Source organism: Streptomyces sp. NPDC035033, from assembly GCF_040636735.1.
Classification (GTDB): Bacteria; Actinomycetota; Actinomycetes; order Streptomycetales; family Streptomycetaceae; genus Streptomyces.
This window is the reverse complement of record NZ_JBEZUZ010000003.1, coordinates 43,022-68,834: the sequence shown is the minus strand read 5'-3', so window position 1 is coordinate 68,834 and position 25,813 is coordinate 43,022. Positions and strand designations below refer to the sequence as shown.

The following is a 25,813-nucleotide window of genomic DNA, read 5'->3' as shown; positions in this document are numbered from 1 at the left end:
ATGACGATCACCGGAGCGGGTCAGGAGCCGACCGAGACCACCCTGTGATCGTGGACGTCGTGCCGCCGGGGCCCGCCGTGCTGAATACTGCGGGCATGGCCGGTCCGGTGCGGTGAGCTGGAGGGGACGGTCGCGTGAGCGAGATATCCGAGACGACGAGCGGCGTCGTGTGGCAGAGCAGCCCGCCCGGTTCGATCTACGACTACATCCGGGTCGCCTCCTTCTCCCTCGGCCCCGACGGACGCGTCGAGCAGTGGAGCAGCCGGGCCGCCGACCTCTTCGGGGTGTCCGCCCAGGAGGCCCGCGGCAAGGACCCCGTCGAGGCGTTCATGCCCCCCGAGCTGCGCGATCGCGGACACCGGCGGGTCAAGGAGATCCTCGACGGGCGCGAGTGGACCGGCCTCGTCCCCTTCCGCCTCCCCGGCGCCCCCGGCCAGGACCGGCCGCACGGCATCGCCGAGATGTACGTGATGCCGAGCGAGACCGGGACCGGCGAGCGGGCCGCGCTCTGCATCGTGGTCGACGTCCGGGCGCTGCGGCGGATCGAGACCGACCTCGCCGCTTCCCAGGCGATTTTCGGCCAATCGCCCTTCGGCTTCCTCCTCTTCGGCACCGACCTCACCGTCAAGCGGGCCAACCAGCGCTTCGCCGCGGTCTTCGGCGGGGACGCCGACGACCACCGCGGCCGCCGCGTCCACGACTACCTCGCCAAGCCCGAGGCCGACCGGATGACCGAGGCGCTCCGCCGCGTCCTGGAGACCGGGGAGTCCGTCACCGACCTGCACATCACCGGCGCCGCCCCCGGCGCCCGGATCCGCCGCCACTGGTCCGTCAACCTCTACCGGGTGCACAGCGGCTCCGGCCGCCCGATCGGCGTCGCCGGCCTCGGCGTCGACGTCACCCGCCGGCAGAACGCCGCCCGCGAGGCCGCCAGCGCCCGCCGCAACCTCGCCCTCCTCAACGAGGCCGGCTCCCGCATAGGGAACACCCTCGACCTGGAGGCCACCGCCCGCGAACTCCTCGACGTCGCCGTCCCCGGCTTCTGCGACCTCGCCTCCGTCGACCTCTACCAGGGACTCCTCACCGGCGACGAGGCCCCGCCCGGCCGCTGGGGCAGCTCCCACGACGTCGGCTACGGCGCGGGCAGCGCCGAACTGCGCCGGGTCGCCTTCGCCAGCGCCGTCTCCGACACCCCCCTCAGGACCGACGAGGGCCACGGACCGGCCGGGGACGGCGGCGGTCCCGTCCCCATCGAGGTCGGCGCCGTCCACCGCTACCCCTTCAACTCGCCCTGCGCCGGAGCCCTGCGCACCGGCCGCGTCCGGACCGTGCCCGGCGGCGAGGGCGACCTCGTCCACTCCACCCTCGTCGTCCCGATGGTCGCCCACGACACCGTCGTCGGCCTCGTGCAGTTCTCCCGCGCCAAGGGCAGCGAACCCTTCGGCGACCGCGACCGGGCCCTCGCCGTGGAACTCGCCGCCCGCGCCGCCGTCTGCATCGACAACGCCCGCCTCTACCGGCGCGAGCACGAGCGGGCCCTCATCCTCCAGCGCAGCCTGCTCCCGCCCGGCGACCCCGAGGCCGCCGGACTCGACATCGCCTGCCGCTACCTCCCCGGCACCGACGCCACCGAGGTCGGCGGCGACTGGTTCGACGTCATCGAACTCCCCGGCCACCGCACCGCCCTCGTCATCGGCGACGTCATGGGCCGCGGCCTGCGCGCCGCCGTCGCCATGGGCGAACTGCGCACCGCCGTCCGCACCCTCGCCCAGCTCGACCTCGAACCCGCCGAGGTCCTCTCCCACCTCGACGAGATCGCCCGCGGCCTCGGCGCCCCCATCGGCGCCCAGCAGTCCCGCGCCCACAAGAACAGGGGCCCCGAACTCTCCGAGGTCTACCTCGCCACCTGCGTCTACGCCGTCTACGACCCGGTGACCCGGCGCTGCACCTTCGCCAACGCCGGACACCTCCCGCCCGTCCTCGTCGAACCCGGCGAGGAGGCGCTGCTCCTCGACGTGCCCCCCGGCATGCCGCTGGGGGTCGGCGGCGAGCCCTTCGAGGAGGTCGAGGTCGAACTCCCCGAGGGCTCCCTCCTCGCCCTCTACACCGACGGACTCGTCGAATCCCGCGACCACCCCCTCGACGAGGGCCTCAGCGCCTTCCGGCGGGCCCTCGCCGACCGGGCCCGCCCCCTGGAGGACGTCTGCGACCGGGTCCTCAGCAGCCTCGACACCGGACACGGCGAGGACGACATCGCCCTCCTGATGGCCCGTATCCGGGGACTGCCCGCCGAGGCCGTGGGGGACTGGCAGCTGCCCCGCGAACCCCGCTCCGTCGGCCGGGCCCGCGAACTCGCCCGCGCCCAGCTCACCGCCTGGGAGCTCGAACCGCTCGTCGACACCGTCGAACTCCTCGTCAGCGAACTCGTCACCAACGCGCTCCGGTACGGCGAGGGCGAGATACGGCTCCGGCTGCTGCGCGACCGCACCCTCGTCTGCGAGGTCTGGGACGCCGGACTGGTCCAGCCGCGCCGCCGCCGCGCCAAGGACACCGACGAGGGCGGCCGCGGCCTCCAGCTCGTCGGCCTGCTCTCCGCCTCCTGGGGCTCGCGCCGCACCCCGCGCGGCAAGACCGTCTGGTTCGAACTGCCCCTCCCCGACGGCGGGCCCACGGCGGAGCCCACCGTGGACCAGCTCCTCAGCATGTTCTGAACCGGGCCCCGGAGCCCTCAGGCCGCCTTGAGCGCGGCCAGCCGGGCCGCGATCTCCGCCTCGTCGCCCAGCGCGTCCAACTGCTCGAACTGGGCGTCCAGCGAGGACGCGGCCAGCTCCTGCTTGCCCAGCGCCCGCGCCTCCTCCCGGCGCACCTTCTCCTCGAAGCGGCTCAGCTCGCTCGTCGGGTCCAGCACGTCGATGTTCTTCACCGCGTCCATCATCGTGTTCTGCGCCCGCGCCGACCGGGCGCGGGCGACCAGCTCGTCCCGCTTCGCCCGGAGCTCGCCCAGCTTGGCCTTCATCTGGTCGAGGCCGGTGGTGAGCTTGCGCACGACCTCCGTCTGCGCGGCGATCGTCGGCTCGGCCGTCCGCGCCTCCTTCTCCGACTGGAGCTGGCGGCCCAGCGCGACCCTGGCCAGGTTGTCGAAGCGGTCCGCCTCCTCCGCCCGCCCGCCGGCCCGCAGCTCGTCCGCCTTCCGGCTGGCCGCCAGGGCCTTCCCGCCCCACTCGGCCGCCGCCGCCACGTCCTCCGCGTGGTCCTGCTCCATCAGCCGCAGGTTGCCGATGGTCGCCGCCACCGCCTCCTCCGCCTCCGCGATGTTGCCCGAGTAGTCGCGGATCAGCTGGTCCAGCATCTTCTGCGGGTCCTCCGCCTGGTCGAGGAGGGCGTTGATGTTGGCCTTCGCCAGCTGGGTGACCCGGCCGAGGACGGTCTGCTTGCTCATGGCACTGCTCCTTGGGGGAATCCGTGGGGACCGGACGACACCGGGGGACCCCGTGAACCGCGTGGAACTCAGAAACGGCCGCCGCCGCCCCGCCGGCCGCGCGTCCCGCCGCCGCCGAAGCTGCCGGGACCGCCGCCGAAGCCTCCGCCCCCGAAACCACCCCCGAAACCGCCCCCACGTCCCCCTCCTCCGCCGGAACCCCCGCCGAACAGCCCGCCGAGGATGATGCCGCCGAGCACCGCCCCGCCGAGCCCGCCGCCACCGCTCCCTCCCCCTCCTGTTACACCGCCCAGCCCGTTCGGGTTCCCGTACCGGCGCACGTCCTGCTCGGCGAGCTCCTGCGCGCGCCGCGCGAGCCCGTCCGCCTGCCGCGCCTCCGCCAGCGCCGCCTGCGGATCGTCCGCCGCCAGCTCCCGCGCCCGCGCCAGCCGCCGCCGCGCCTCCGCCAGCCGGGTCCGGGCCTCGCCGCCCACCGCGCCCCGGTGGGTCTGGACGTAGTCCGCGGCCGCGCCCGCCTCCGCGCCGGCCGTCAGCAGCGCCTGCTCCAGGAGCCCGCGGGCGCGCCGGTCGCCCGACTCGCGCTCCCGCGCCCCGGCCAGGGCCCGGTCGAGCGCCCCGTCCGCCTCCTCGATCCGGCGCAGCGCGTCCAGGGGGTCGTACCGGCCGGCCTCCACCGTCCGCCGCACCTCCGCCGCCACCGCCTCGGCGCGCGCGATCCGGCCGCGCAGATCGCCCGTCGGCCCGCCCCCGGGGGTCCCTTCGAGGAGCCCGCGGGCCTCGGCCAGGTCGGCGTCGGTCTCGGTCAGCGCCCCCGGCAGCCGGCCGGCCGCCTCGTCGAGCTCCCGCGCCCGCCGGTCCACCGCCTCGGTCAGCCGGGCCGCCTGGTCGACCGCGCCCTCCGCGGCCCGCACGTGCACGGCCGCGGAGCCGCTGTCGCCGTCGTCGAGGGCCTGGCGGGCCTGGTTGACGCGGGCGGTGGCGAAGACCAGCCGGTCCTTGGCCTGCTCGACGTCGCCGGCGACCGGGGAGACCGCGGACTCCGCGTACCGCTCCCGCATCGCCGCCAGCGCCGCCTCCGCCCCGCCGACCCGGCCGGTCTGCTCGCGGAAGGCCGCCTCGACCGCCGCCAGGGCCTCCGGCGCGGTCCGCTCCAGGGCCCGCAGGCGGTCGAAGTCCTCGGTCACCGCGTCCAGCCGGGCGTTCGCCTCGTCGCAGTCGCGCAGGATCTCGTCGAGCATCGAGCGCCGGGTCGCGTCGTCCTCGGGGAAGGAGTCGTCGAGCCGCTGCCGCAGCCGGAAGGCGGCCGTCAGCCGCTCCTCGGCGAAGGCCACCGCCTCCTCGAAGGGGCGGGTGGCCTCCTCGCCGAACTGGGCGGTGGCGAAGCCCAGTTCCTCCTGGCTGGTGCGGACGGCGTCGTCGGTGGCGACCAGCGCCCGCCCGGCCCGTCCGTCCAGCTCCTCCAGGGAGGGCTCCGGGGGCCGCCACCGGCCCGCCGCGCCGCCGCCGGGCGTGGTGCGGGTCTCGGCCCGCCGGCGCCGGCGGGCGTACGCGTACGCCGCCACCGCCCCGGCGCCGCCGACGAGCGCGACCGGGAGGACCAGATAGGCCGCGGAGCCGGCCTCGGAGCCGCCGGGGTCGGCCGGGCCGGGGGAGATCGACGGGGCGGGGACGGGCCGTCCGGCGAGGACGGCGGCGTAGCCGTCCGCCGCGCCGATCGCCGCGCCCGCCCAGTCGTTCGCCCGCAGCGCCGGTTCGATCGCGGTCCGGGCCACGTCGTCGAGCTGCGCCTGGGTGAGCCGGGAGCCGGGGTCGGCGGAGTAGCCGTAGCGCCGGTCGTGGGTGGCGACCGCGAGCAGCACGTCGTCGAGGCCGAGCCCGTTGCGTACGGCGGTCGCGTCGGCCCAGTCCTGGCCGGAGCGCCCGGAGAAGTCCCGTACGTAGACCACGAAGAGCTGGATCCGGCGGTCGTCGTAGAGCCGGTCGAGGGCCGCCGTGACCTCGGGGCGCCGGTCGCGCAGCGCGCCCACCCGGTCGAGGACCTGCCCGTCGGAGGGGAGGACGACGGGGTCGTCGGCGCGGGCGCCGGCCGCGACGAGCCACCACGCCGCCACCAGCGCCGCGAGCAGGGCTCGGATGGCTGTTCGGGTCACAAAAGGGAGGTTATGTACGGTGCCGCGGGCCCGCGACCGGACGGGCACCGGCCCCCCCGGAAACCGACAGCGCCGGCCGGGCGTCCCTGTCGGTGCACGTCATGACGGTGGTCTCCAGCGGGCGGGAGACCCGCGGCTCCAGGGGGTTCGGATGGACGGACAGCTGAAACGCGTGTGGCGCAAGGGGCGCTGGTGGGTGCTGGGCCTGGCGCTGCTGCTCGTCGTGCCGCCGCTCTTCGGCGCGCTCGCCCTGCGCGTCAGCTACGCGGGCGACCTCCGCGACGACGCCCGCACGCGCGGCAAGGACGCGTACTGGATCGGGCACGCGTGGGTGGACGGCCGGAAGAAGGACGCCGACCTGAAGGCCCTCGCCGAGCGGCTGAGGGGCACCGGGATCAAGGACCTGTACGTGCACGCCGGCCCGCTCGAACACGACGGCACCCTGCCCGCCGCCCGGCACCCGCGCGCGCGGTGGCTGATCGAGGGCGTCCACCGCGTGCTGCCGGACGTCCGGGTCCAGGCCTGGCTCGGCGACATCCTCGCCAACGACGGCCCCGTCGGCCTCAGGCTCTCGGACCCGGCCTCCCGCCGGGCGGTCGTCGGCTCCGCCCGGCAGATCCTCGACGCGGGCTTCGACGGCGTCCACTTCGACCTGGAGCCGCTGCAGTCCGGCGACCGGGACTACCTCGTCCTCCTCGACGAGCTGGGGAGACTGACCCGGCAGCGGACGGCGCTGCTCTCCGTCGCCGCCCACCAGATCGACCCGCTGCCGGGCGCCCACTCCGCGCTCGGCCTCTTCGGGGACAACGGCAAGTGGTGGTCGCAGGAGTACTTCGGCGAGGTGGCCCGGCGGGTCGACCAGATCGCCGTGATGTCGTACGACACCTGGATGCCGCTGGAGAGCCTGTACGGCGGTTACGTCGCCCAGCAGACCGCGCTCGCCCTGGAGGCGACCCCGGAGAGCACCGACCTGCTCATGGGGCTGCCCTTCTTCCACGAGGACGACCTCGGCCACCACGAGAACGCGGAGACCGTCGCCGCCGGCGTCCGGGGCGTCCGCCTCGGCCTCGGCCGCACCGACCCGGGCCGCGAGCGCTTCGGCGTCGCCCTGTACGTCGACTTCGCCGAGCGGCCGGAGGACTGGGCCGCCTACCGCGCCGGCTGGCTCCGCGCGGGCTGACCCCAGGGGCGGCGGGGACCGGCGCCGGCCCCCGCCCACGCGCGCGTACGAGGGGCCTGGGTCGCCCCCCTCGTACGCGCGCGTGGGCGGGGGAGGAGGATGGCGCCGCGGCACCGGCCGCGCGTCGACCGAGGGGGAGCCACCATGACCAGCCGACTGCTGATGCCCGTCCGGAGCCGTGGGGCCGGCCGCCCCGCCGCCCCGGAGCCCGCCGCCGACCCGGCCCCGGGCTCCACCCGGCCGACCGCGATCCTCGACCACGGCCACCCGCTCGTCGCCGCCTTCACCGCGCGCGTGCGGCGGGAGGCCGGGACCCGGGGCGACGGCTCCGGCCGGGAGCTCCTGCGGACCGCCCACCGGCTGCTCGTCGCCGAGGTGCGGCCGGTCTACTCGGTGGAGGACCGCCGCCGGGCCTCCCGCACCCTGCGGCTCGGCCGCGGCTCGTGCAGCCAGCGCATGGCCGTCCTGGAGGCCGTCGCCCGCGCCCTGGGCACGGAGACCCGGGTGCGCGGCCTGCTGGTCGACGGCTCCTTCTGGTACCCGCGGTTCCCGCGCCTGCGCCCCTTCGTCCCGGCCGAGGTGCTGCTCGCCTGGCCGGAGTTCCGCCTCGACGGCGTCTGGGTGCCGATCGCCGGCCTCTTCGACCACGGAGGACCGGCGGGGGACGCGGGGGACGGGGTCGGCGCCTTCGCCAACACCGGGGCGGAGACCCTCTTCGAGGCCGTGGCCCGCACCGGCGTCGACTGGGACGCCCCGGCCGCCTGCGACGGCGCCTCCGGCGCCTGTGACCTCTCCGCCCACCTCCGTACCGACCTGGGCCGCTTCACCTCCCGCGACGAGCTGTTCGCCCGGTACGGCCAGACCCTGTGCCGCCCCGCCCGGACCCTGGCCGAGCCCGTCCTGGGCCGCTGGAGCGCGGGCGCCGCCTGAGGCCCCGCCGGGGGAGCGCCGGGAGGTGCGGGAGGGGCCGCCGTCGCCACGGGGGCGTTGGGCCGCACGGGTGGGTTCCCCGGGATCCGTCGCCGTGTCGTCGCGGTGGGGCACGTCGGGTGCCCTTCAGTGGGACGACCAAGAGATGTGATCATCTCTAAATGGCATAAAACGGACGAAGGGGTAAAAGTCATGTCCCAGGTCGGCGCCCCCCAGGGGAGGACATGGGCCGGTCCGTCCAGGAGTCCCCGCTCCCGGACCCTCCGCTCCGTCGCCACCCTCACCAGCGCGGTCCTCGCCGTCACCGTGCTCGCCGGATGCAGCTCCGACGGGGACGAGGGCGCCCCGGCCGCCGCCCAGGACAACGCGCCCACCGCGCGCGCCCTGGTCGACGACGGCGGCACCCTGCGCTGGGCGGTGGACGCCCTGCCGGCCACCTTCAACGCCTTCCAGGCCGACGCCGACGCCACCACCAGCCGGGTCGCGGGCGCCGCCCTGCCCGCCCTGCACACCCTGGACGAGCGCGGCCGGCCCCGGCTCAACCCCGACTACCTGGAGACCGCCGAGGTCGTCGAGACCGAGCCCCGGCAGGTCGTCCTCTACAAGCTCAACCAGCAGGCCGTGTGGAGCGACGGCCGCGAGATCGGCGCCGCCGACTTCGTCGCCCAGTGGCGGGCCCTCAGCGGCCGCGACACCGCCTACTGGACGGCCCGCAACGCCGGCTACGAGCGGATCGAGAAGATCGAGAAGGGCAAGAACGACCTGGAGGTGCGGGTCACCTTCGCCAAGCCCTACGCCGACTGGCGGTCCCTCTTCACCCCCCTCTACCCGAAGGAGGTGATGGGGTCCCCGAACTCCTTCAACGACGGGGCGCGCACCACGCTCAAGACCAGCGCAGGACCGTTCCTGCTGAGCAAGGTGGACCGGAAGTCCGGCGACATCGTCCTCGCCCGCAACCCCCGCTGGTGGGGAAAGCCCGCCAAGCTCGACAGCCTCGTCCTGCGCGCCGTCCCCCGCGCCGACCGGGAGGAGGCCCTCGCCGCCGGCCGGCTCGACCTGGCCGAGATCGACCGCTCCACCGCCGAGCGGATCGCCCTCGCCCTCAAGGACGCCGACGCCGGCCGCAGCGGCGCCCAGGCCGCGGCGCTGCACGGCCCCGGCGCCTCGATCACCCCCGGCAAGGCCCTCAAGTCCTGGGCGCTCGCCCACGGCGAGGACGAGGAGCTGGCCGAGCGGGTCACCGCCGCCCGCGCCGAGAACGAGGCCGCCGCGGCCCGCTACGCCAAGGCCCAGGACGCCCTCGCCGACTACGTCGTCCGCAAGTCCCTGGAGCCCGCCTACACCCAGCTCTCCCTCAACGGCGAGTCCGGGCCGCTCGCCGACGAGCGGGTCCGCCGCGCGGTCGCCCGCGCCATCGACCGCAAGGAGCTGGCCGAGTCCGTGCTGAAGCCGCTCGGCCTGCCCGCCGAGCCGCCCGGCAGCCACCTCGCCCTCGCCGGCCAGGCCGCCTACGCCGACAGCAGCGACGCCCTCGGCGGCCAGGACACCCAGGAGGCCCGCGCCCTCCTCGCCGACGCCGGCTGGGTCCCCGGCGGGGACCGGCGGCAGCCGGCCGGCACCAAGGCCGGCTCCGAGGCGGAGAAGGCCGGCTCCGAGGCGGAGAAGGCCGGGAAGAAGGAGACCGCCGGGGAGAAGGGAGCCGCCGGGAAGCGCGCCGGGGAGAGCGACACCGCCTCCGACGACGGCCTCTACATCGTCGGCGACGACAAGCCCGGCGAGCTCCGCGCCGCCCCCCGGATCGGCCCGGGCGGCCCCGAGAACGCCCGCGTCCTCGCCCCGGCCCCCGCCGCCGCCCGCGAGAGCGCCGCCCTCCTCGCCCGCGCCGAGGCCCTCGACACCGGCGCCCGCGCCGCGGTGGGCCCCGGCAACGCCAAGCCCGACCGGGGCGTCGCCGGGGCCTACGCCCCGAGGGGCAGCGCCGCCCCGGCCGCCGCCCCGGCCGCCTCCCAGACCCTCGGCAAGGACGGCAAGGCCCTCAGCCTCCGCTTCGTCCTGCCCTCGGGCCCCGGCTCGGAGACGCTGCGCGCGGTCGGCGACCGGATCGTCCGGATGCTCGACGCCGTCGGCATCCGCACCGAGGTCACCAAGGTCTCCGACGAGAGCTTCTTCAAGGACCACATCGCCTCCGGCGACTACGACCTGGCCCTCTACTCCTGGCCCGCCTCCGCCTTCCCGGCGACCGACGCCCGGCCGATCTTCGCCAAGCCCGAGGCGGCCTCGGACGGCTCCCTGCTGGTCGAGCAGAACTACTCGCGCGTCGGCACGGACCGCATCGACCAGCTCTTCGACCAGGCGGCCGGCACCCTCGACGAGGAGGAGGCGGGCGAGCTGATCCGGCAGGCCGACGCCCGCATCTGGGCCGCCGCCGGCTCCATCCCGCTCTACCAACGCCCCCAGCTGGTGGCCGCCCGGAAGGACGTGGTGAACGCCGGGGCCTGGGGCTTCGCCGCCCCGCAGTACCAGGACATCGGTTTCAAGAAGAGCGAAACGACCAAGGGTAGCCCGTCCCGGGGCTGAGAAACCACGTCACAACCTCAGAACCAGCTCAAGTTCCTTGCCCGCCGGCGACCCCGGCGGGCAGGATCGCGTCGGCCCCTTGACCCGGCCCGCATGACCTTCCCCACACCCTGAGACCCACCCTGAAACGTCCCAGTAGACCCTCTCGGATCGATCCGGGGAAGCCCCTTGCACGGCAGCCCCGTACCATAGGACATAGCCGTGGCGCGTCCGCCCGGCGGGCGTAAGAGGAACTGACGCCGATTCCCACGATCCGAGAGAAGCGCAAGCCACCCATGCCCACGCGCCACGACATCCGTAACGTCGCCATCGTCGCCCACGTCGACCACGGCAAGACGACCATCGTCGACGCCATGCTCAAGCAGGCCGGTGCCTTCGCCGCCCACCAGCAGCTCGACGACCGCATGATGGACTCGAACGACCTGGAGCGTGAGAAGGGCATCACGATCCTCGCCAAGAACACGGCGGTGAAGTACCACCCCAAGGACGGCGGGGCCCCGATCACGATCAACATCATCGACACCCCCGGCCACGCCGACTTCGGCGGCGAGGTCGAGCGCGGTCTGTCGATGGTCGACGCCGTCGTCCTCCTGGTGGACGCCTCCGAGGGTCCGCTCCCGCAGACCCGCTTCGTGCTGCGCAAGGCCCTCCAGCAGCGCAAGCCCGTCATCCTCTGCATCAACAAGACGGACCGCCCGGACTCCCGGATCGACGAGGTCGTCAACGAGACCTACGACCTCTTCCTCGACCTGGACGCCGACGAGGACCAGATCGAGTTCCCGATCGTCTACGCCTGCGGCCGCGACGGCATCGCCTCGCTGACCAAGCCGGAGGACGGCACCGTCCCGGCGGACTCCACCAACCTGGAGCCGTTCTTCTCGACGATCCTGGAGCACGTCCCGGCCCCGGTGTACGAGGAGGGCGCGCCGCTCCAGGCCCACGTCACCAACCTCGACGCCGACAACTTCCTCGGCCGCATCGCGCTGCTCCGCGTCGAGCAGGGCGAGCTGCGCAAGGGCCAGACGGTCGCCTGGATCAAGCGCGACGGCTCGGTCCAGAACGTCCGCATCACCGAGCTGATGATGACCGAGGCGCTCACCCGCAAGCCGGCCGAGGTCGCCGGCCCCGGTGACATCTGCGCCGTCGCCGGCATCCCGGACATCATGATCGGCGAGACCCTCGCCGACCCCGAGAACCCGGTCGCGCTGCCGCTGATCACGGTCGACGAGCCCGCGATCTCCATGGTGATCGGCACCAACACCTCCCCGCTGGTCGGCCGCGGCGGCACCGGCAAGGGCGCGGACGCCAAGGCGGCCGTCAAGGACCGCAAGGTGACGGCCCGCCAGGTGAAGGACCGCCTGGACCGCGAGCTCATCGGCAACGTCTCGCTCCGCGTCCTCGACACCGAGCGCCCCGACGCCTGGGAGGTGCAGGGCCGCGGCGAGCTGGCGCTGGCCATCCTGGTCGAGCAGATGCGCCGCGAGGGCTTCGAGCTCACCATCGGCAAGCCGCAGGTCGTCACCAAGGAGGTCGACGGCAAGGTCCACGAGCCGGTCGAGCGCATGACGATCGACGTGCCCGAGGAGCACATGGGCGCCGTCACCCAGCTCATGGGCGTCCGCAAGGGCCGCATGGACAACATGTCGAACCACGGCTCCGGCTGGGTCCGCATGGAGTTCGTCGTCCCGTCCCGCGGCCTCATCGGCTTCCGCACGGAGTTCCTGACCCAGACCCGCGGCACCGGCATCGCGCACTCGATCCACGAGGGCCACGAGCCCTGGTTCGGCCCGCTCCAGACCCGTAACAACGGCTCCCTGGTCGCCGACCGCGCCGGCGCGGTCACCGCCTTCGCGATGACCAACCTCCAGGAGCGCGGCGTCCTCTTCGTGGACCCGGGCACCGAGGTCTACGAGGGCATGATCGTCGGTGAGAACTCGCGCTCCGACGACATGGACGTGAACATCACCAAGGAGAAGAAGCTCACCAACATGCGCTCCTCCTCCGCCGACTCCTTCGAGGCGATCGTCCCGCCGCGCAAGCTCTCCCTGGAGCAGTCCCTGGAGTTCTGCCGCGACGACGAGTGCGTCGAGGTGACCCCGGAGGCCGTCCGCATCCGCAAGGTCAACCTGGACCAGCGCGAGCGCGCCCGCGCCGCCTCGCGCGCCAAGAACGGCTGATCCGGCACCCGGCCGCTGACGCCGGGGAACGGCTGAGCCGCATCTCACACGAAGGGCCTGGCCACTCGCATCACATGCGAGTGGCCAGGCCCTTTTCGTCAAACGCATTGCCCCGCCCGAGCGTCCGGATACCGGTCATCGCTCTCCGGTACGTGTGTTAACGGTCCGTTTCGGGGGTGTCTGTCTGTGCTCAGTTTGTCCGGATTTCGGTATCTGGAACGTAGGTGATGTTGTCAAACCGAGACCACTTAAGTGTGGTTTACGGCCCGGACGTACTTAATAGTTGGCTCCATTGAGCTCGGGTCAATGGGTCACGCACTGTGGGGAGTGCCGACTCACGAGCACACTCGGGGTACCGGGGGATCAGCGCCGTCAGGGGTGTCGGCAGGTTTCCAAGTGCCCTTCTTGTAGTGACAAGTGGACTCATGAGGAGGAAACCCATGCGCGGTGCCAAGAGCGCCAAGTGGGTAACGGGCGCGATCATCGTCGCCCTGGCTGCGACCGCCTGTGGCGGGGGCAAGAGCAACGAGGGCGGCAGCGCCGACGGCAAGGCCGACCCGAACGGCATCTTCTCCATCGAGGTCGGTGAGCCGGAGAAGCTCCTGCACACCGGTGACACGATGGAGTCCAACGGCTCCATCGTCATGTCCGGCCTGTTCTCGACCCTGGTCGACTACAAGGCCGACGGCTCGCTCGAGATGATCAACGCCGAGTCGGTCACCAGCTCCGACTCGAAGCTGTGGACGGTCAAGCTCAAGAAGGGCTGGACCTTCCACGACGGCACCCCGGTCACCGCCAAGTCCTTCGTGGACGCGTGGAACTGGAACGCCAACGTCGAGAACGCCCAGGGCCTCGCGTCCTGGTACGCCGACATCAAGGGCTTCGAGAAGGTCCACCCCGAGGCCGAGGGCGCCAAGCCCACCTCCAAGACCCTCGACGGCCTGAAGGTCGTCGACGAGACCACCCTCACCATCGAGCTCGCGAAGCCGGTTCCGTACTTCGCCCACAAGCTCGCCTACATCGCCTTCGCCCCGCTCCCGGAGTCCTTCTTCAAGGACCCCGCGGCCGCCGGTCTGAAGCCGGTCGGCAACGGTCCCTACAAGTTCAAGAGCTGGGACCGCAAGAAGCAGATCGAGATCGTCCGTTACGACGACTACAAGGGCCCGAACAAGGCGAAGAACGGCGGTGTGGTCTTCAAGAACTACACCACCCTCGAGGCCGCGTACGAGGACCTGAAGTCGGGCAACGTCGACGTCCTGCGTCAGATCGCGCCGAAGGACCTCCCGGTCTACCGCACGGACCTCGGCGACCGCGCCGTGGACCAGCCGTACTCCTCGATCCAGACGATCGCCGTCGCCTTCTACGCCGACCAGTGGAAGAAGCCGAAGCCGGTCGACCCGAAGGTCATCCAGGGCCTGTCGATGGCGATCGACCGCGCCACGATCACCAAGACGGTCCTCAACGGCACCCGTGAGCCCGCCACCGGCTGGGTCGCCAAGGGCGTGCTCGGCTACCAGCCGAACGCGGTCGAGATCACCAAGTACGACCCGGCCAAGGCCAAGGAGCTCATCAAGGCCGGCGGCGGCGTCCCGAACAACAAGATCTCCATCCAGTACAACGCCGACGGTGGCCACAAGGAGTGGGTGGAGGCCGTCTGCAACTCCATCACCCAGGCCACGGGCGTCGCCTGTGTCGGCGACGGCAAGCCGGACTTCCAGGCCGACCTGACCGCGCGCAAGACGCAGCAGGTCAAGTCCCTGTACCGCTCCGGCTGGGTGCTCGACTACCCGGTGAACGCCAACTTCATCTCGGACCTGTTCCGCACGGGTGCGGGCGGCAACCAGGGCGGCTTCTCCAACAAGGAGCTGGACGCCAAGATCGCCAAGGCCGACTCCGCCAAGACCCTTGAGGAGTCCGTCAAGGAGTACCAGGCGATCGAGAAGGACCTGGTGAACTACATGCCGTCCATCCCGCTCTGGTACTACAAGGTCAACGCGGGCTACTCGGAGAACGTCTCCGGCGTGGCGTACGGCCAGGACGGCGACCCGATCCTGACCGGCGTCGAGGTCAAGCAGAAGTAATCACCCAAGCGTAGTCCGCACGCCGTCACGGGACTTGACGGACCGTCAAGTCCCGTCGCGGCGCCTTACGCAGCGGCTGGGGGGCCCTTCCGCGGCACCGCGCTGCCCGAAACCGGGCGGCCGTGTCGTGGGAGGGCCCGTCGGCTGCGGCCGTCACATCTCAACGGAGGCATGATGGGGCGCTATGTCGCACGACGACTGCTCCAGATGATCCCGGTCTTCTTCGGGACAACAGCTCTGATCTTCTTCCTGGTCTACAGCCTGCCCGGCGACCCCGTGCTGGGCCTGTTCGGCGACAAGGGTGCCGACCCGTCGACCCTGGCCGCGAAGAGACACGAACTCGGGCTGGACCGGCCCATCCTGGTGCAGTACGCCGATTACATGTGGGGGATCATCGGGCACCTGGACTTCGGTACCCAGATCCGCAACGGCCGTCCCGTCACGGAAGTGCTGGGTGACGCCTTCCCCGTCACCATCCAGCTGGCCGCCCTCGCCTTCGCCTTCGAGCTCGTCTTCGGCATCGGCCTCGGCATCATCGCCGGCCTCCGCGCCGGCCGCCTGGCCGACAACGCCATCCTGATCTTCACCCTGCTGATCATCTCGATCCCGGTCTTCGTGCTCGGCTTCCTCATCAAGATGGTGTTCGCCTTCCAGCTCGGCTGGATCCAGCCGAACGTCAGCAACGACCAGTTGCTCTCCGAGATGATCGCTCCCGCCATCGTCCTCGGTGGTCTCTCCCTCGCCTATGTGGCGCGGCTCACCCGCACCTCGATGGCGGAGAACCTCCGCGCCGACTACATGCGCACGGCCGTCGCCAAGGGCCTGCCGAAGCGCCGCGTCATCGGCGTCCACCTGATGCGCAACTCGATGATCCCCGTGGTCACCTTCCTCGGCACCGACATCGGCGCCCTCATGGGCGGTGCGGTCGTCACCGAGGGCCTCTTCAACGTCAAGGGCGTCGGTGGCCTGATCTACGAGTCGATCAGCCGTCGCGAGGGCTCCACCCTCGTCGGCCTCGTCACCGTCCTGGTGGTCGTCTACCTCGTCACCAGCCTGCTCATCGACCTGCTGTACGCGGTCCTGGACCCGAGGATCCGGTATGCCTGACGTGACCAAGACCGCCGACGCGGCCGCCGTGGACGCCGTCGCCACCCCCTCGGTGGACGCCTCCGAGCCGCAGCCCAAGCAGGACAAGCCCCGCTCCCTGTGGGGCGACGCCTGGCGCGACCTGCGTCGCAACCCGTACTTCCTCGTGTCGTCGGTGCTGATCGCCTTCCTGCTGCTGATCGCCGCCTGGCCGAGCCTCTTCACCAGCGCCTCGCCGACCGCGGGCGACCTCGTGAACCACTACGTGGGCAAGCCGGAGCTGAGCAAGATCGGCTCCGAGGGCTGGCTCGGCTACGACATCCAGGGCCGCTCCGTCTACGCCCGCCTGATCTACGGCACCCGTGCCTCGGTCATCGTCGGCATCCTCGTGACGCTGATCGTCACCGTCCTCGGCGGCCTCGTGGGCATGCTCGCCGGCTACTTCGGCGGCTGGATCGACGCGCTGCTCTCCCGGATCACCGACATCTTCTTCGGCATCCCGTTCCTGCTCGGCGCCATGGTCGTCCTGCAGGCGTTCACCGAGCGCACCGTCTGGGTCGTCGTCGGCGCCCTCGCCTTCCTCGGCTGGACCCAGATGGCCCGCGTCATGCGCGGTGCCGTGATCACGGTCAAGCAGGCCGACTACGTGCACGCGGCCAAGGCCCTCGGCGCCGGCACCCGGCGGATCCTGTTCCGCCACATCCTGCCGAACGCCATGGCCCCCGTCATCGTCGTCGCCACCATCGCGCTCGGCGGTTACATCTCCGCCGAGGCGACCCTGTCGTACCTGGGTCTCGGCTTCGCCGCCCCGACCGTCTCCTGGGGCCTCGACATCTCCGCCGGTGTCCAGATGATCCGTACGTCGCAGCACATCCTGCTGTACCCGTCGATCATGCTGAGCATCACCGTCCTGGCGTTCATCATGCTCGGCGAAGCCGTACGCAACGCCCTCGACCCCAAGCTGCGCTGAGGAGGGCGTAAACCGTGAGCACCATCGACAAGACCGCGACCGTTCCGGCGCCCCGTGAGGGCGGCGACCACACCGGGCCGCTGCTCGAAGTCAAGAACCTGCACGTCGAGTTCCACACCCGTGACGGTGTGGCCAAGGCGGTCAACGGCGTCAACTACTCGGTGGACGCCGGCGAGACCCTCGCCGTCCTCGGCGAGTCCGGCTCCGGCAAGTCCGTCACCGCCCAGGCCATCATGGGCATCCTCGACATGCCGCCCGGCAAGATCCCGCAGGGCGAGATCCTGTTCCGCGGCGAGGACATGCTCAAGATGTCCGACGAGGAGCGCCGGAAGATCCGCGGCCGCAAGATCGCGATGATCTTCCAGGACGCGCTCTCCTCGCTGAACCCGGTCCTCACCGTCGGCTACCAGCTCGGCGAGATGTTCCGGGTCCACCAGGGCCTGTCCAAGAAGGACGCCAAGCTCAAGGCCATCGAGCTGATGGACAAGGTCAAGATCCCCGCCGCCAAGGCGCGGGTCGGCGACTACCCCCACCAGTTCTCCGGCGGCATGCGCCAGCGCATCATGATCGCCATGGCGCTCGCCCTGGAGCCCGACCTGATCATCGCCGACGAGCCGACCACGGCCCTCGACGTGACGGTCCAGGCCCAGGTCATGGACCTCCTCGCGGAGCTCCAGCGCGAGTACAACATGGGTCTGATCCTCATCACCCACGACCTCGGCGTCGTCGCCGACGTCGCGGACAAGATCGCCGTGATGTACGCCGGCCGGATCGTCGAGCAGGCGCCCGTCCACGAGCTGTACGCGCGCCCCGCCCACCCGTACACCCGGGGTCTGCTCGACTCGATCCCGCGCCTGGACCAGAAGGGCCAGGAGCTGTACGCGATCAAGGGCCTGCCGCCCAACCTGCTCAAGGTGCCCTCGGGCTGCGCCTTCAACCCGCGCTGCCCGAAGGCCACCGACCTCTGCCGTACGGAGATCCCGGCCCTGGTGCCGGTGACCGAGCAGGACGGCGCGGATCTGCCGGGCCGCAAGAGCGCCTGCCACTTCTGGAAGGAGACGATCCATGGCTGACCTCAGCAAGAACGACGAGGCCGTGGCCGCCGCCCTGGACGTCCCCGTCCAGCGGGGCGAGCCGATCCTCCAGGTGCGCAACCTGCAGAAGCACTTCCCGCTGACGCAGGGCATCCTCTTCAAGAAGCAGGTCGGCGCGGTCAAGGCCGTGGACGGGGTCTCCTTCGACCTCTACCAGGGCGAGACCCTCGGCATCGTGGGCGAGTCCGGCTGCGGCAAGTCCACGGTCGCCAAGCTCCTGATGAACCTGGAGCGGGCCACCGCGGGCGAGGTCTTCTACAAGGGCCAGGACATCACCAAGCTGTCCGGCCGCGCGCTGAAGGCCGTCCGCCGGAACATCCAGATGGTGTTCCAGGACCCGTACACCTCGCTGAACCCGCGCATGACGGTCGGCGACATCATCGGCGAGACCTTCGAGATCCACCCCGAGGTGGCCCCGAAGGGCGACCGGCGCCGCAAGGTGCAGGAGCTCCTCGACGTCGTCGGTCTGAACCCGGAGTACATCAACCGGTACCCGCACCAGTTCTCCGGCGGTCAGCGCCAGCGCATCGGCATCGCCCGCGGCCTCGCGCTCAACCCGGAGATCATCATCTGCGACGAGCCGGTCTCGGCCCTGGACGTCTCCGTCCAGGCGCAGGTCATCAACCTGATGGAGAAGCTCCAGGACGAGTTCAACCTGTCCTACATCTTCATCGCGCACGACCTGTCGATCGTCCGGCACATCTCGGACCGCGTGGGCGTCATGTACCTCGGCAAGCTCGCCGAGATCGGTACGGACGAGGAGATCTACGACCACCCCACGCACCCGTACACCCAGGCGCTGCTCTCCGCGGTGCCGGTGCCGGACCCGCAGGCGCGCGCCAACCGCGACCGGATCATCCTGACGGGCGACGTGCCCTCGCCGGCGAACCCGCCGTCGGGCTGCCGCTTCCGCACCCGGTGCTGGAAGGCCCAGGAGAAGTGCTCCACCGAGGTGCCGGTCCTGGCGATCCCGGAGCGCTTCCGGGGCCAGGACACCCTCGCGGCGCACGAGTCGGCGTGCCACTTCGCCGAGGAGCGGGACGTCGTCCACGCGAGCTGACCGGCCGTGACGGCTCGAAGGACCAGGGCCCTCGTACCCCCGCCGGGTGCGAGGGCCCTTCCGCGTGCCCCCGCCCGCCGAGCCGCCCCCGCCCGCCGGGCTGCTCTCGTCTGCCGGGTCGCCCGCCCCGCCGGGCCGTCCGCCCCCCGCCCCGCTCGGGTGCCGTAAAAGTGCACACCCGTCAATACCGGGTGATATTGGGCCCTAAGTCACGCTCGGGACAATAGGGAGGCACTCCATGCGCGGAGCCACGCACGCCAAGTGGGCCGCACTGGCCACCGCCGTCGCCCTCGCGGCGACCGCCTGCGGCGGCGGTGACGACAGTGGCGGCGGAGGGGCCGACGGCATCGTGAGCTCCTCCTGGGGTGACCCGCAGAACCCGCTGGAGCCGGCGAACACCAACGAGGTCCAGGGCGGCAAGGTCCTCTCGATGATCTTCCGCGGTCTCAAGCAGTACGACCCGAAGACCGGCGAGGCCAAGGACATGCTCGCCGAGAAGATCGAGACGACCGACTCGACCACCTTCACCATCACCGTCAAGGACGGCTGGACCTTCTCCAACGGCGAGCAGGTCACCGCCCAGTCCTTCGTCGACGCCTGGAACTACGGCGCCGCCCTGAAGAACAACCAGAAGAACGCCTACTTCTTCGGCTACATCGAGGGCTACGACAAGGTCCACCCCGAGAAGGGCGAGGCCACCGCCGACACCCTCTCCGGCCTCAAGGTCACCGGCCCGCGCACCTTCACGGTCAAGCTCACCCAGAAGTTCTCGACCTTCCCCGACACCCTCGGCTACGCGGCCTTCGCCCCGCTCCCCAAGGCGTTCTTCGACGACCGCGAGGGCTGGCTGGCGAAGCCCGTCGGCAACGGCCCGTACACCGTCGACTCGTACGCCAAGGGCTCCCAGATGGAGCTCAAGCGCTGGGACGACTACCCCGGCCCGGACAAGGCCCAGAACGGCGGCATCACCCTCAAGGTCTACACGGACAACAACACCGCGTACACCGACCTCACCGCCGGCAACCTCGACCTGGTCGACGACGTCCCCGCCTCCCAGCTCAAGAACGTCTCCGCCGACCTCGGCGACCGCTACATCAACACCCCCGCCGGCATCATCCAGACCCTGTCGTTCCCCTTCTACGACTCCGCGTGGAACAAGCCCGGCCAGGAGAAGCTCCGCCAGGGCCTGTCGATGGCGATCGACCGCAAGCAGATCACCGAGACGATCTTCCAGAAGACCCGCACCCCCGCCGTCGACTGGACCTCCCCGGTCCTCGGCGAGGAGGGCGGCTTCAAGGACGTCTGCGGCGACTTCTGCAAATACGACGCCGCGCAGGCGAAGAAGCTGGTCGCCGAGGGCGGCGGCATCCCCGGCGGCACGATGAGGATCTCGTACAACGCCGACACCGGCTCCCACAAGGAGTGGGTGGACGCCGTCTGCAACTCCATCAACCGCGCCCTCGGCGACAACAAGGCCTGCGTCGGCAACCCCATCGGCACCTTCGCCGACTACCGCAACCAGGTCACCACCCAGAAGCTCGACGGACCGTTCCGGGCCGGCTGGCAGATGGACTACCCGCTGATCCAGAACTTCCTCCAGCCGCTGTACTACACCAACGCCTCGTCCAACGACGGCAAGTACACCAGCGCCGAGTTCGACAAGCTGGTGAACCAGGCCAACGCCGAGACCGACATCAAGAAGGCCGTCGGCCTCTTCCAGCGGGCCGAGGAAGTCCTCCGCGACGACATGGGCGCCATCCCGCTCTGGTACCAGAACGGCAGCGCCGGCTACTCCGACCGGGTCGAGAACGTCTCCCTCAACCCCTTCAGCGTCCCGGTCTACGACCAGATCAAGGTCAAGTGACGCCCTCCTAGGCCGGTGGCGTACGGCCCGGCCCGCGGACCCCCGCGCCGGGCCGTACGCCTTCCTCACACCCCCCGGAGCCCCCCATGGGTCGATACGTGATCCGGCGGCTGCTGCAGATGATCCCGGTCTTCTTCGGCGCCACGCTGTTGATCTTCCTGATGGTGAACGTGATGGGCGACCCCATCGCCGGACTCTGCGGCGACCGGGCGTGCGACCCGGCGACCGCCGCCCGGCTGAGGCAGGAGTTCGGCCTCGACAAGCCCGTCTGGCAGCAATACCTGACCTACATGGGCAACGTCTTCACCGGCGACTTCGGCACCGCCTTCAACGGACAGCCCGTCACCGAGCTGATGGGCACCGCCTTCCCGGTCACCATCCGGCTCACCGTCGTCGCCATCCTCTTCGAGATCGTCATCGGCATCAGCCTCGGCGTGATCACCGGCCTCAAGCGCGGCCGCCCCGTCGACACCACCGTCCTGCTGCTGACCCTGGTCGTCCTCTCCGTCCCCACCTTCGTCACCGGCCTGCTGATCCAGCTGCTGCTCGGCGTGAAGTGGGGCTGGATCAAGCCGGCCGTCTCGCCCGAGGCCACGTTCAGCGAGCTGATCGTCCCCGGCCTGGTCCTCGCCTCCGTCTCCCTGGCGTACGTCACCCGGCTCACCCGGACCTCGATCGCCGAGAACAAGCGCGCCGACTACGTCCGCACCGCCGTCGCCAAGGGCCTCCCGCGCCGCCGGGTCGTCAGCCGCCACCTGCTGCGCAACAGCCTCATCCCGGTGGTGACCTTCATCGGCGCCGACATCGGCGCGCTCATGGGCGGCGCCATCGTCACCGAACGGATCTTCAACATCCACGGCGTCGGCTACCAGCTCTACCAGGGCATCGTCCGGCAGAACACCCAGACCGTGGTCGGCTTCGTCACGATCCTCGTCCTGATCTTCCTGCTGGCCAACCTCCTGGTGGACCTCCTGTACGCCGTCCTTGACCCGAGGATTCGCTATGCCTGAGCCGATCGAGCCCTTCGAAGAGGGCCGTGCCATCGCCGCCACCGGCGGCGGGGGAGCGGCCGACCTCGCCATGGCCGAGGCCGAGACCCTGGAGAAGACGCCCGGAGGCCCCCGGGGCACCGGCCCCGAGGGCAAGGCCCGCTCCCTCTGGTCCGACGCCTGGCGCGACCTGCGCCGCAATCCGGTCTTCATCGTCTCCGGACTGATCATCCTCTTCCTGGTGGTCATCTCCCTCTGGCCGTCCCTGATCGCCTCCGGCGACCCCCTCGACTGCGACCTCTCCAAGGCGCAGGAGGGCTCCCAGCCCGGCCACCCCTTCGGCTTCAACGGCCAGGGCTGCGACGTGTACACCCGGACCGTCTACGGCGCCCGCACCTCCGTCACCGTCGGCGTCCTCGCCACCCTCGGCGTCGCCCTCCTCGGCTCCGTCCTCGGCGGCCTCGCCGGCTTCTTCGGCGGCGCCTGGGACGGCATCCTCTCCCGCATCACCGACGTCTTCTTCGCCATCCCCGTCGTCCTCGGCGGCCTGGTGCTGCTCTCCGTCGTCACCAGCTCCACCGTCTGGCCCGTCATCGGCTTCATGGTGCTGCTCGGCTGGCCCCAGATCTCCCGCATCGCCCGAGGCTCGGTGATCACCGCCAAACAGAACGACTACGTGCAGGCCGCCCGCGCGCTCGGCGCCTCCAACTCCCGGATGCTGCTGCGGCACATCACGCCCAACGCCGTCGCGCCCGTCATCGTCGTCGCCACCATCGCGCTCGGCACGTACATCGCCCTGGAGGCGACGCTCTCGTACCTCGGCGTCGGCCTCAAGCCGCCCACCGTCTCCTGGGGCATCGACATCTCCTCGGCCTCGCAGTACGTCCGCAACGCCCCGCACATGCTGCTCTGGCCGGCCGGCGCCCTCGCGATCACCGTGCTCGCCTTCATCATGCTCGGCGACGCCGTCCGCGACGCCCTCGACCCGAAGCTGAGGTAGGGACCCATGCTGCTCGAAGTACGCGACCTGCACGTGGAGTTCCACACCCGCGACGGCGTGGCCAAGGCGGTCAACGGCGTCAACTACTCGGTGGACGCCGGCGAGACCCTCGCCGTCCTCGGCGAGTCCGGCTCCGGCAAGTCCGTCACCGCCCAGGCCGTCATGGGCATCCTCGACATGCCGCCCGGCAAGATCCCGCGGGGCGAGATCCTCTTCAAGGGGCAGGACCTCCTCAAGCTGAAGGAGGAGGAACGCCGGAAGATCCGCGGCGCCAGGATGGCGATGATCTTCCAGGACGCCCTGTCCTCCCTCAACCCCGTCCTCAGCGTCGGCGAACAGCTCGGCGAGATGTTCGTCGTCCACCAGGGGACGAGCAAGAAGGACGCCCGCGCCAAGGCCGTCGAGCTCATGGACCGGGTCCGCATCCCCGCCGCCAAGGAACGCGTCGGCCAGTACCCCCACCAGTTCTCCGGCGGCATGCGCCAGCGCATCATGATCGCCATGGCGCTCGCCCTCGAACCCGAGCTGATCATCGCCGACGAGCCCACCACCGCCCTCGACGTCACCGTCCAGGCCCAGGTCATGGACCTCCTCGCGGAGCTCCAGCGCGAGTACAACATGGGCCTCATCCTCATCACCCACGACCTCGGCGTCGTCGCCGACGTCGCGGACAAGATCGCCGTGATGTACGCCGGCCGGATCGTCGAGCACGCCCCCGTCCACGAGATCTACAAGGCGCCCGCCCACCCCTACACCCGGGGCCTGCTCGACTCGATCCCGCGCCTGGACCAGAAGGGCCAGGAGCTGTACGCGATCAAGGGCCTGCCGCCCAACCTGCTCGCCATCCCGCCCGGCTGCGCCTTCAACCCCCGCTGCCCGATGGCCCAGGACGTCTGCCGCACCGACGTGCCCCCGCTGTACGAGGTCACCGAGTCGCCCGTCCCGCGCACGAGCGCCTGCCACTTCTGGAAGGAGTGCCTCCATGGCTGAGGCGATTCTCGAGGTCCGGGACCTGCACAAGCACTACCCCCTCACCCAGGGCATCCTCTTCAAGAAGCAGGTCGGCGCGGTCAGGGCCGTCGACGGCGTCGACTTCGACCTCGCCGCCGGCGAGACCCTCGGCATCGTCGGCGAGTCCGGCTGCGGCAAGTCCACCGTCGCGAAGATGCTGGTCAACCTGGAGAAGCCGACCTCCGGCGCGATCCGCTACAAGGGCGAGGACATCACCAAGCTCTCCCCGCGCGCCCTCAAGTCGGTTCGCCGCAACATCCAGATGGTCTTCCAGGACCCGTACACCTCGCTCAACCCGCGCATGACGGTCGGCGACATCATCGGCGAGCCGTACGAGATCCACCCCGAGGTCGCGCCCAAGGGGGACCGGCGCCGCAAGGTCCAGGAGCTCCTGGACGTCGTCGGCCTCAACCCCGAGTACATCAACCGCTACCCGCACCAGTTCTCCGGCGGCCAGCGCCAGCGCATCGGCATCGCCCGCGGCCTCGCGCTCCGGCCCGAGATCATCGTCGCCGACGAGCCGGTCTCCGCCCTCGACGTCTCCGTCCAGGCCCAGGTCGTCAACCTGCTCGACCGCCTCCAGGCCGAGTTCGCCCTGTCGTACGTCTTCATCGCCCACGACCTCTCCATCGTGCGCCACATCTCCGACCGGGTCGGCGTCATGTACCTCGGCCGGATCGTGGAGATCGGCACCGACGCGCAGATCTACGACCACCCCACCCACCCCTACACGCAGGCGCTGCTCTCCGCCGTGCCCGTGCCGGACCCCGAGGCCCGCGCCCACCGCGAGCGGATCATCCTCACCGGCGACGTGCCCTCCCCGGCCAACATCCCCTCCGGCTGCCGCTTCCGCACCCGCTGCTGGAAGGCGCAGGAGCGGTGCGCGCTGGAGGTCCCGCTGCTCGCCGTCCCCGCCGTCTTCCGCCTCACCGACAGCCCGGCCAAGCACGACTCCGCCTGCCACTTCGCCGAGGAGAAGCAGGTCGTCCCGCCGGAGGACTCCCTCCCCCACCCGGACCCCCTGGCGGAGGGCCCGGCCCCGGAGGAGGCGGCCCGCGAGGCGCGGACGGAGAAGCGGGACGAGGGACCCGAGGGCTCGGGAAGCACGAAGTCGCTCTGACGCCGGGCGATCCCGCCGCACCGGATCCCGCCGAACGCGCGGCCGCGCGGGCCCCGCCCGCCGGCGCCCGGCCGGAACTCCGTCACGTCGGCTCCGACGGTTCCGCGGAACCGCTTGTCCCGGCCGTCCACGGCCGTGAGGATCGGGCCCGTGACTGTGACTCGACCGGCACGTCTCACCGGCGCCGCGCTCGCCGCCGTACTCGCCCTCGTCCCCTTCGTCTGGATCCTGCGCGACCTCGCCCTCCTCGGTTCGCCCGCGGACCTGTTCTGGCACTGGGCCGGCGACCGGCCCCCGCTCACCCGCGCCCGGTCGGCCACCACCCTCGTCGACCCGCTCCTCTGCCTCGCCGCCGCCGGCACCGCCCTCGCCGCCCTCCGGTCCCGGCACGCCGCCGCCGCGCTCGCCGCCACCGGCGCCGTCACCCTCGCCGTCCGCCTCCCCGGCCTCTGGACCCACGGCACCGGCCCCCTCGTCACGGCCCTCGCCGAACTCGTCCTCGCCGCGGGACTGCCGGCCACCGCCCTCGCCGGCCGCCGTCCGGCCGCCGGGCCGGACGAGCGGACCCCCACCCGGCCGCGCACCGGCCCCGCCGTCGCCGCCGGCGTCCTGCTGGCCGTCGCCGCCCTCGTCCTGATCGCCCGGGAGGTCCACCGGGCCACCCGGCTGGACCTCAGGCTCGCCGTCGACCGCTTCACCGGCGGCCGGTCCGTCCTCGACGCCGCGCTCGGCGTGCCGCCCGGCTGGCTCGCCGCCGTCCTCGCCGCCCTTTACCTGGCCGCCGCCGGCTCCGCCTTCGCCGCCGCCCGGCACACCCGCCCCCTCGGCCTCCTCGCCGGCGGGCTCCTGTGCGCCACCGGCCTCGCCGGGGCCGCGCGGGCGGTCCGCCTCCACCTCCACCACGACGTCTGGTACGTCAGGGCCCCCGAGCTGGACGTCCCCGCCCTCGCCGCCGCCCTCTACGGCGTGCTCGCCGGGGCCGCCGTCCTGGTCCTCCTCGCCGGGCGCGGGGGCCCCCCCCCCCCGCCCCCCCCCCGGGGCCCCGCGGGGGCCCCCCCCCCCCCCCACCCCCCCCCCCCCGGCGG

Annotated in this window: 17 protein-coding genes; 15 read left to right on the top strand and 2 right to left on the bottom strand. The window is 71.9% G+C overall.

The annotated features are described in order from the left end of the window. Positions 1-134: 134 nt before the first annotated feature. Positions 135-2,711, top strand: a complete 2,577-nt coding sequence (locus AB0E83_RS02750; RefSeq protein WP_362104783.1) for a SpoIIE family protein phosphatase — start codon at positions 135-137, stop codon at positions 2,709-2,711. Positions 2,712-2,728: 17 nt separating this feature from the next. Here the strand turns inward: AB0E83_RS02750 and AB0E83_RS02745 are convergent, their stop codons facing one another. Both AB0E83_RS02745 and AB0E83_RS02740 read right to left on the bottom strand, forming a co-directional pair. Further along, entirely contained in the window at positions 2,729-3,439 is a 711-nt protein-coding gene (locus AB0E83_RS02745) for a PspA/IM30 family protein (protein WP_362104780.1), read from the bottom strand. A gap of 68 nt (positions 3,440-3,507) precedes the next feature. Further along, entirely contained in the window at positions 3,508-5,589 is a 2,082-nt protein-coding gene (locus tag AB0E83_RS02740) for a TPM domain-containing protein (RefSeq protein WP_362104777.1), read from the bottom strand. A gap of 151 nt (positions 5,590-5,740) precedes the next feature. On the opposite strand from AB0E83_RS02740, the gene AB0E83_RS02735 reads away from it, so the two are divergent. The 14 genes from AB0E83_RS02735 (at position 5,741) to AB0E83_RS02670 (ending at position 24,728) form a co-directional block, all read left to right on the top strand. Then, the gene (locus tag AB0E83_RS02735) at positions 5,741-6,769 is read left to right on the top strand and encodes a hypothetical protein (protein ID WP_362104774.1); all 1,029 of its coding nucleotides are present in this window, start codon (positions 5,741-5,743) and stop codon (positions 6,767-6,769) included. A 144-nt stretch (positions 6,770-6,913) separates the two neighbouring features. After that, entirely contained in the window at positions 6,914-7,699 is a 786-nt protein-coding gene (locus AB0E83_RS02730; RefSeq protein ID WP_362104771.1) for a transglutaminase domain-containing protein, read from the top strand. A 192-nt stretch (positions 7,700-7,891) separates the two neighbouring features. Then, positions 7,892-10,276, top strand: coding sequence for an ABC transporter family substrate-binding protein (locus tag AB0E83_RS02725; RefSeq protein ID WP_362104768.1), 2,385 nt, complete (start codon positions 7,892-7,894; stop codon positions 10,274-10,276). A 275-nt stretch (positions 10,277-10,551) separates the two neighbouring features. After that, positions 10,552-12,453 carry a translational GTPase TypA gene (typA, locus tag AB0E83_RS02720; protein WP_362104765.1) on the top strand — a complete coding sequence of 634 codons (1,902 nt, stop codon included), beginning with the start codon at positions 10,552-10,554 and terminating at the stop codon, positions 12,451-12,453. A 440-nt stretch (positions 12,454-12,893) separates the two neighbouring features. Continuing rightward, positions 12,894-14,534, top strand: a complete 1,641-nt coding sequence (locus tag AB0E83_RS02715) for an ABC transporter substrate-binding protein (protein WP_362104762.1) — start codon at positions 12,894-12,896, stop codon at positions 14,532-14,534. Between the two features lie 174 nt (positions 14,535-14,708). After that, positions 14,709-15,641, top strand: a complete 933-nt coding sequence (locus AB0E83_RS02710; protein ID WP_362105099.1) for an ABC transporter permease — start codon at positions 14,709-14,711, stop codon at positions 15,639-15,641. Next, entirely contained in the window at positions 15,634-16,590 is a 957-nt protein-coding gene (locus AB0E83_RS02705; RefSeq protein WP_362104758.1) for an ABC transporter permease, read from the top strand. Before AB0E83_RS02710 ends, AB0E83_RS02705 begins: the two co-directional genes overlap by 8 nt. Positions 16,591-16,604: 14 nt before the next feature. Continuing rightward, a complete protein-coding gene (locus AB0E83_RS02700) occupies positions 16,605-17,663 on the top strand; it encodes an ABC transporter ATP-binding protein (protein ID WP_362104755.1) in 1,059 nt (352 codons plus the stop codon). Then, a complete protein-coding gene (locus AB0E83_RS02695) occupies positions 17,656-18,744 on the top strand; it encodes a dipeptide ABC transporter ATP-binding protein (protein ID WP_362104752.1) in 1,089 nt (362 codons plus the stop codon). Before AB0E83_RS02700 ends, AB0E83_RS02695 begins: the two co-directional genes overlap by 8 nt. Before the next feature lie 238 nt (positions 18,745-18,982). Continuing rightward, positions 18,983-20,608 carry an ABC transporter substrate-binding protein gene (locus AB0E83_RS02690; RefSeq protein WP_362104749.1) on the top strand — a complete coding sequence of 542 codons (1,626 nt, stop codon included), beginning with the start codon at positions 18,983-18,985 and terminating at the stop codon, positions 20,606-20,608. 86 nt (positions 20,609-20,694) lie between these two features. Further along, positions 20,695-21,618 (top strand): ABC transporter permease, encoded by a 924-nt coding sequence (locus AB0E83_RS02685; protein WP_362104746.1) that lies wholly within the window; start codon positions 20,695-20,697, stop codon positions 21,616-21,618. Next, positions 21,611-22,597 (top strand): ABC transporter permease, encoded by a 987-nt coding sequence (locus tag AB0E83_RS02680; protein WP_362104743.1) that lies wholly within the window; start codon positions 21,611-21,613, stop codon positions 22,595-22,597. Before AB0E83_RS02685 ends, AB0E83_RS02680 begins: the two co-directional genes overlap by 8 nt. Before the next feature lie 6 nt (positions 22,598-22,603). Then, the gene (locus AB0E83_RS02675; RefSeq protein WP_362104740.1) at positions 22,604-23,587 is read left to right on the top strand and encodes an ABC transporter ATP-binding protein; all 984 of its coding nucleotides are present in this window, start codon (positions 22,604-22,606) and stop codon (positions 23,585-23,587) included. Then, the gene (locus tag AB0E83_RS02670; protein ID WP_362104737.1) at positions 23,580-24,728 is read left to right on the top strand and encodes a dipeptide ABC transporter ATP-binding protein; all 1,149 of its coding nucleotides are present in this window, start codon (positions 23,580-23,582) and stop codon (positions 24,726-24,728) included. Before AB0E83_RS02675 ends, AB0E83_RS02670 begins: the two co-directional genes overlap by 8 nt. Positions 24,729-25,813 lie beyond the last annotated feature (1,085 nt).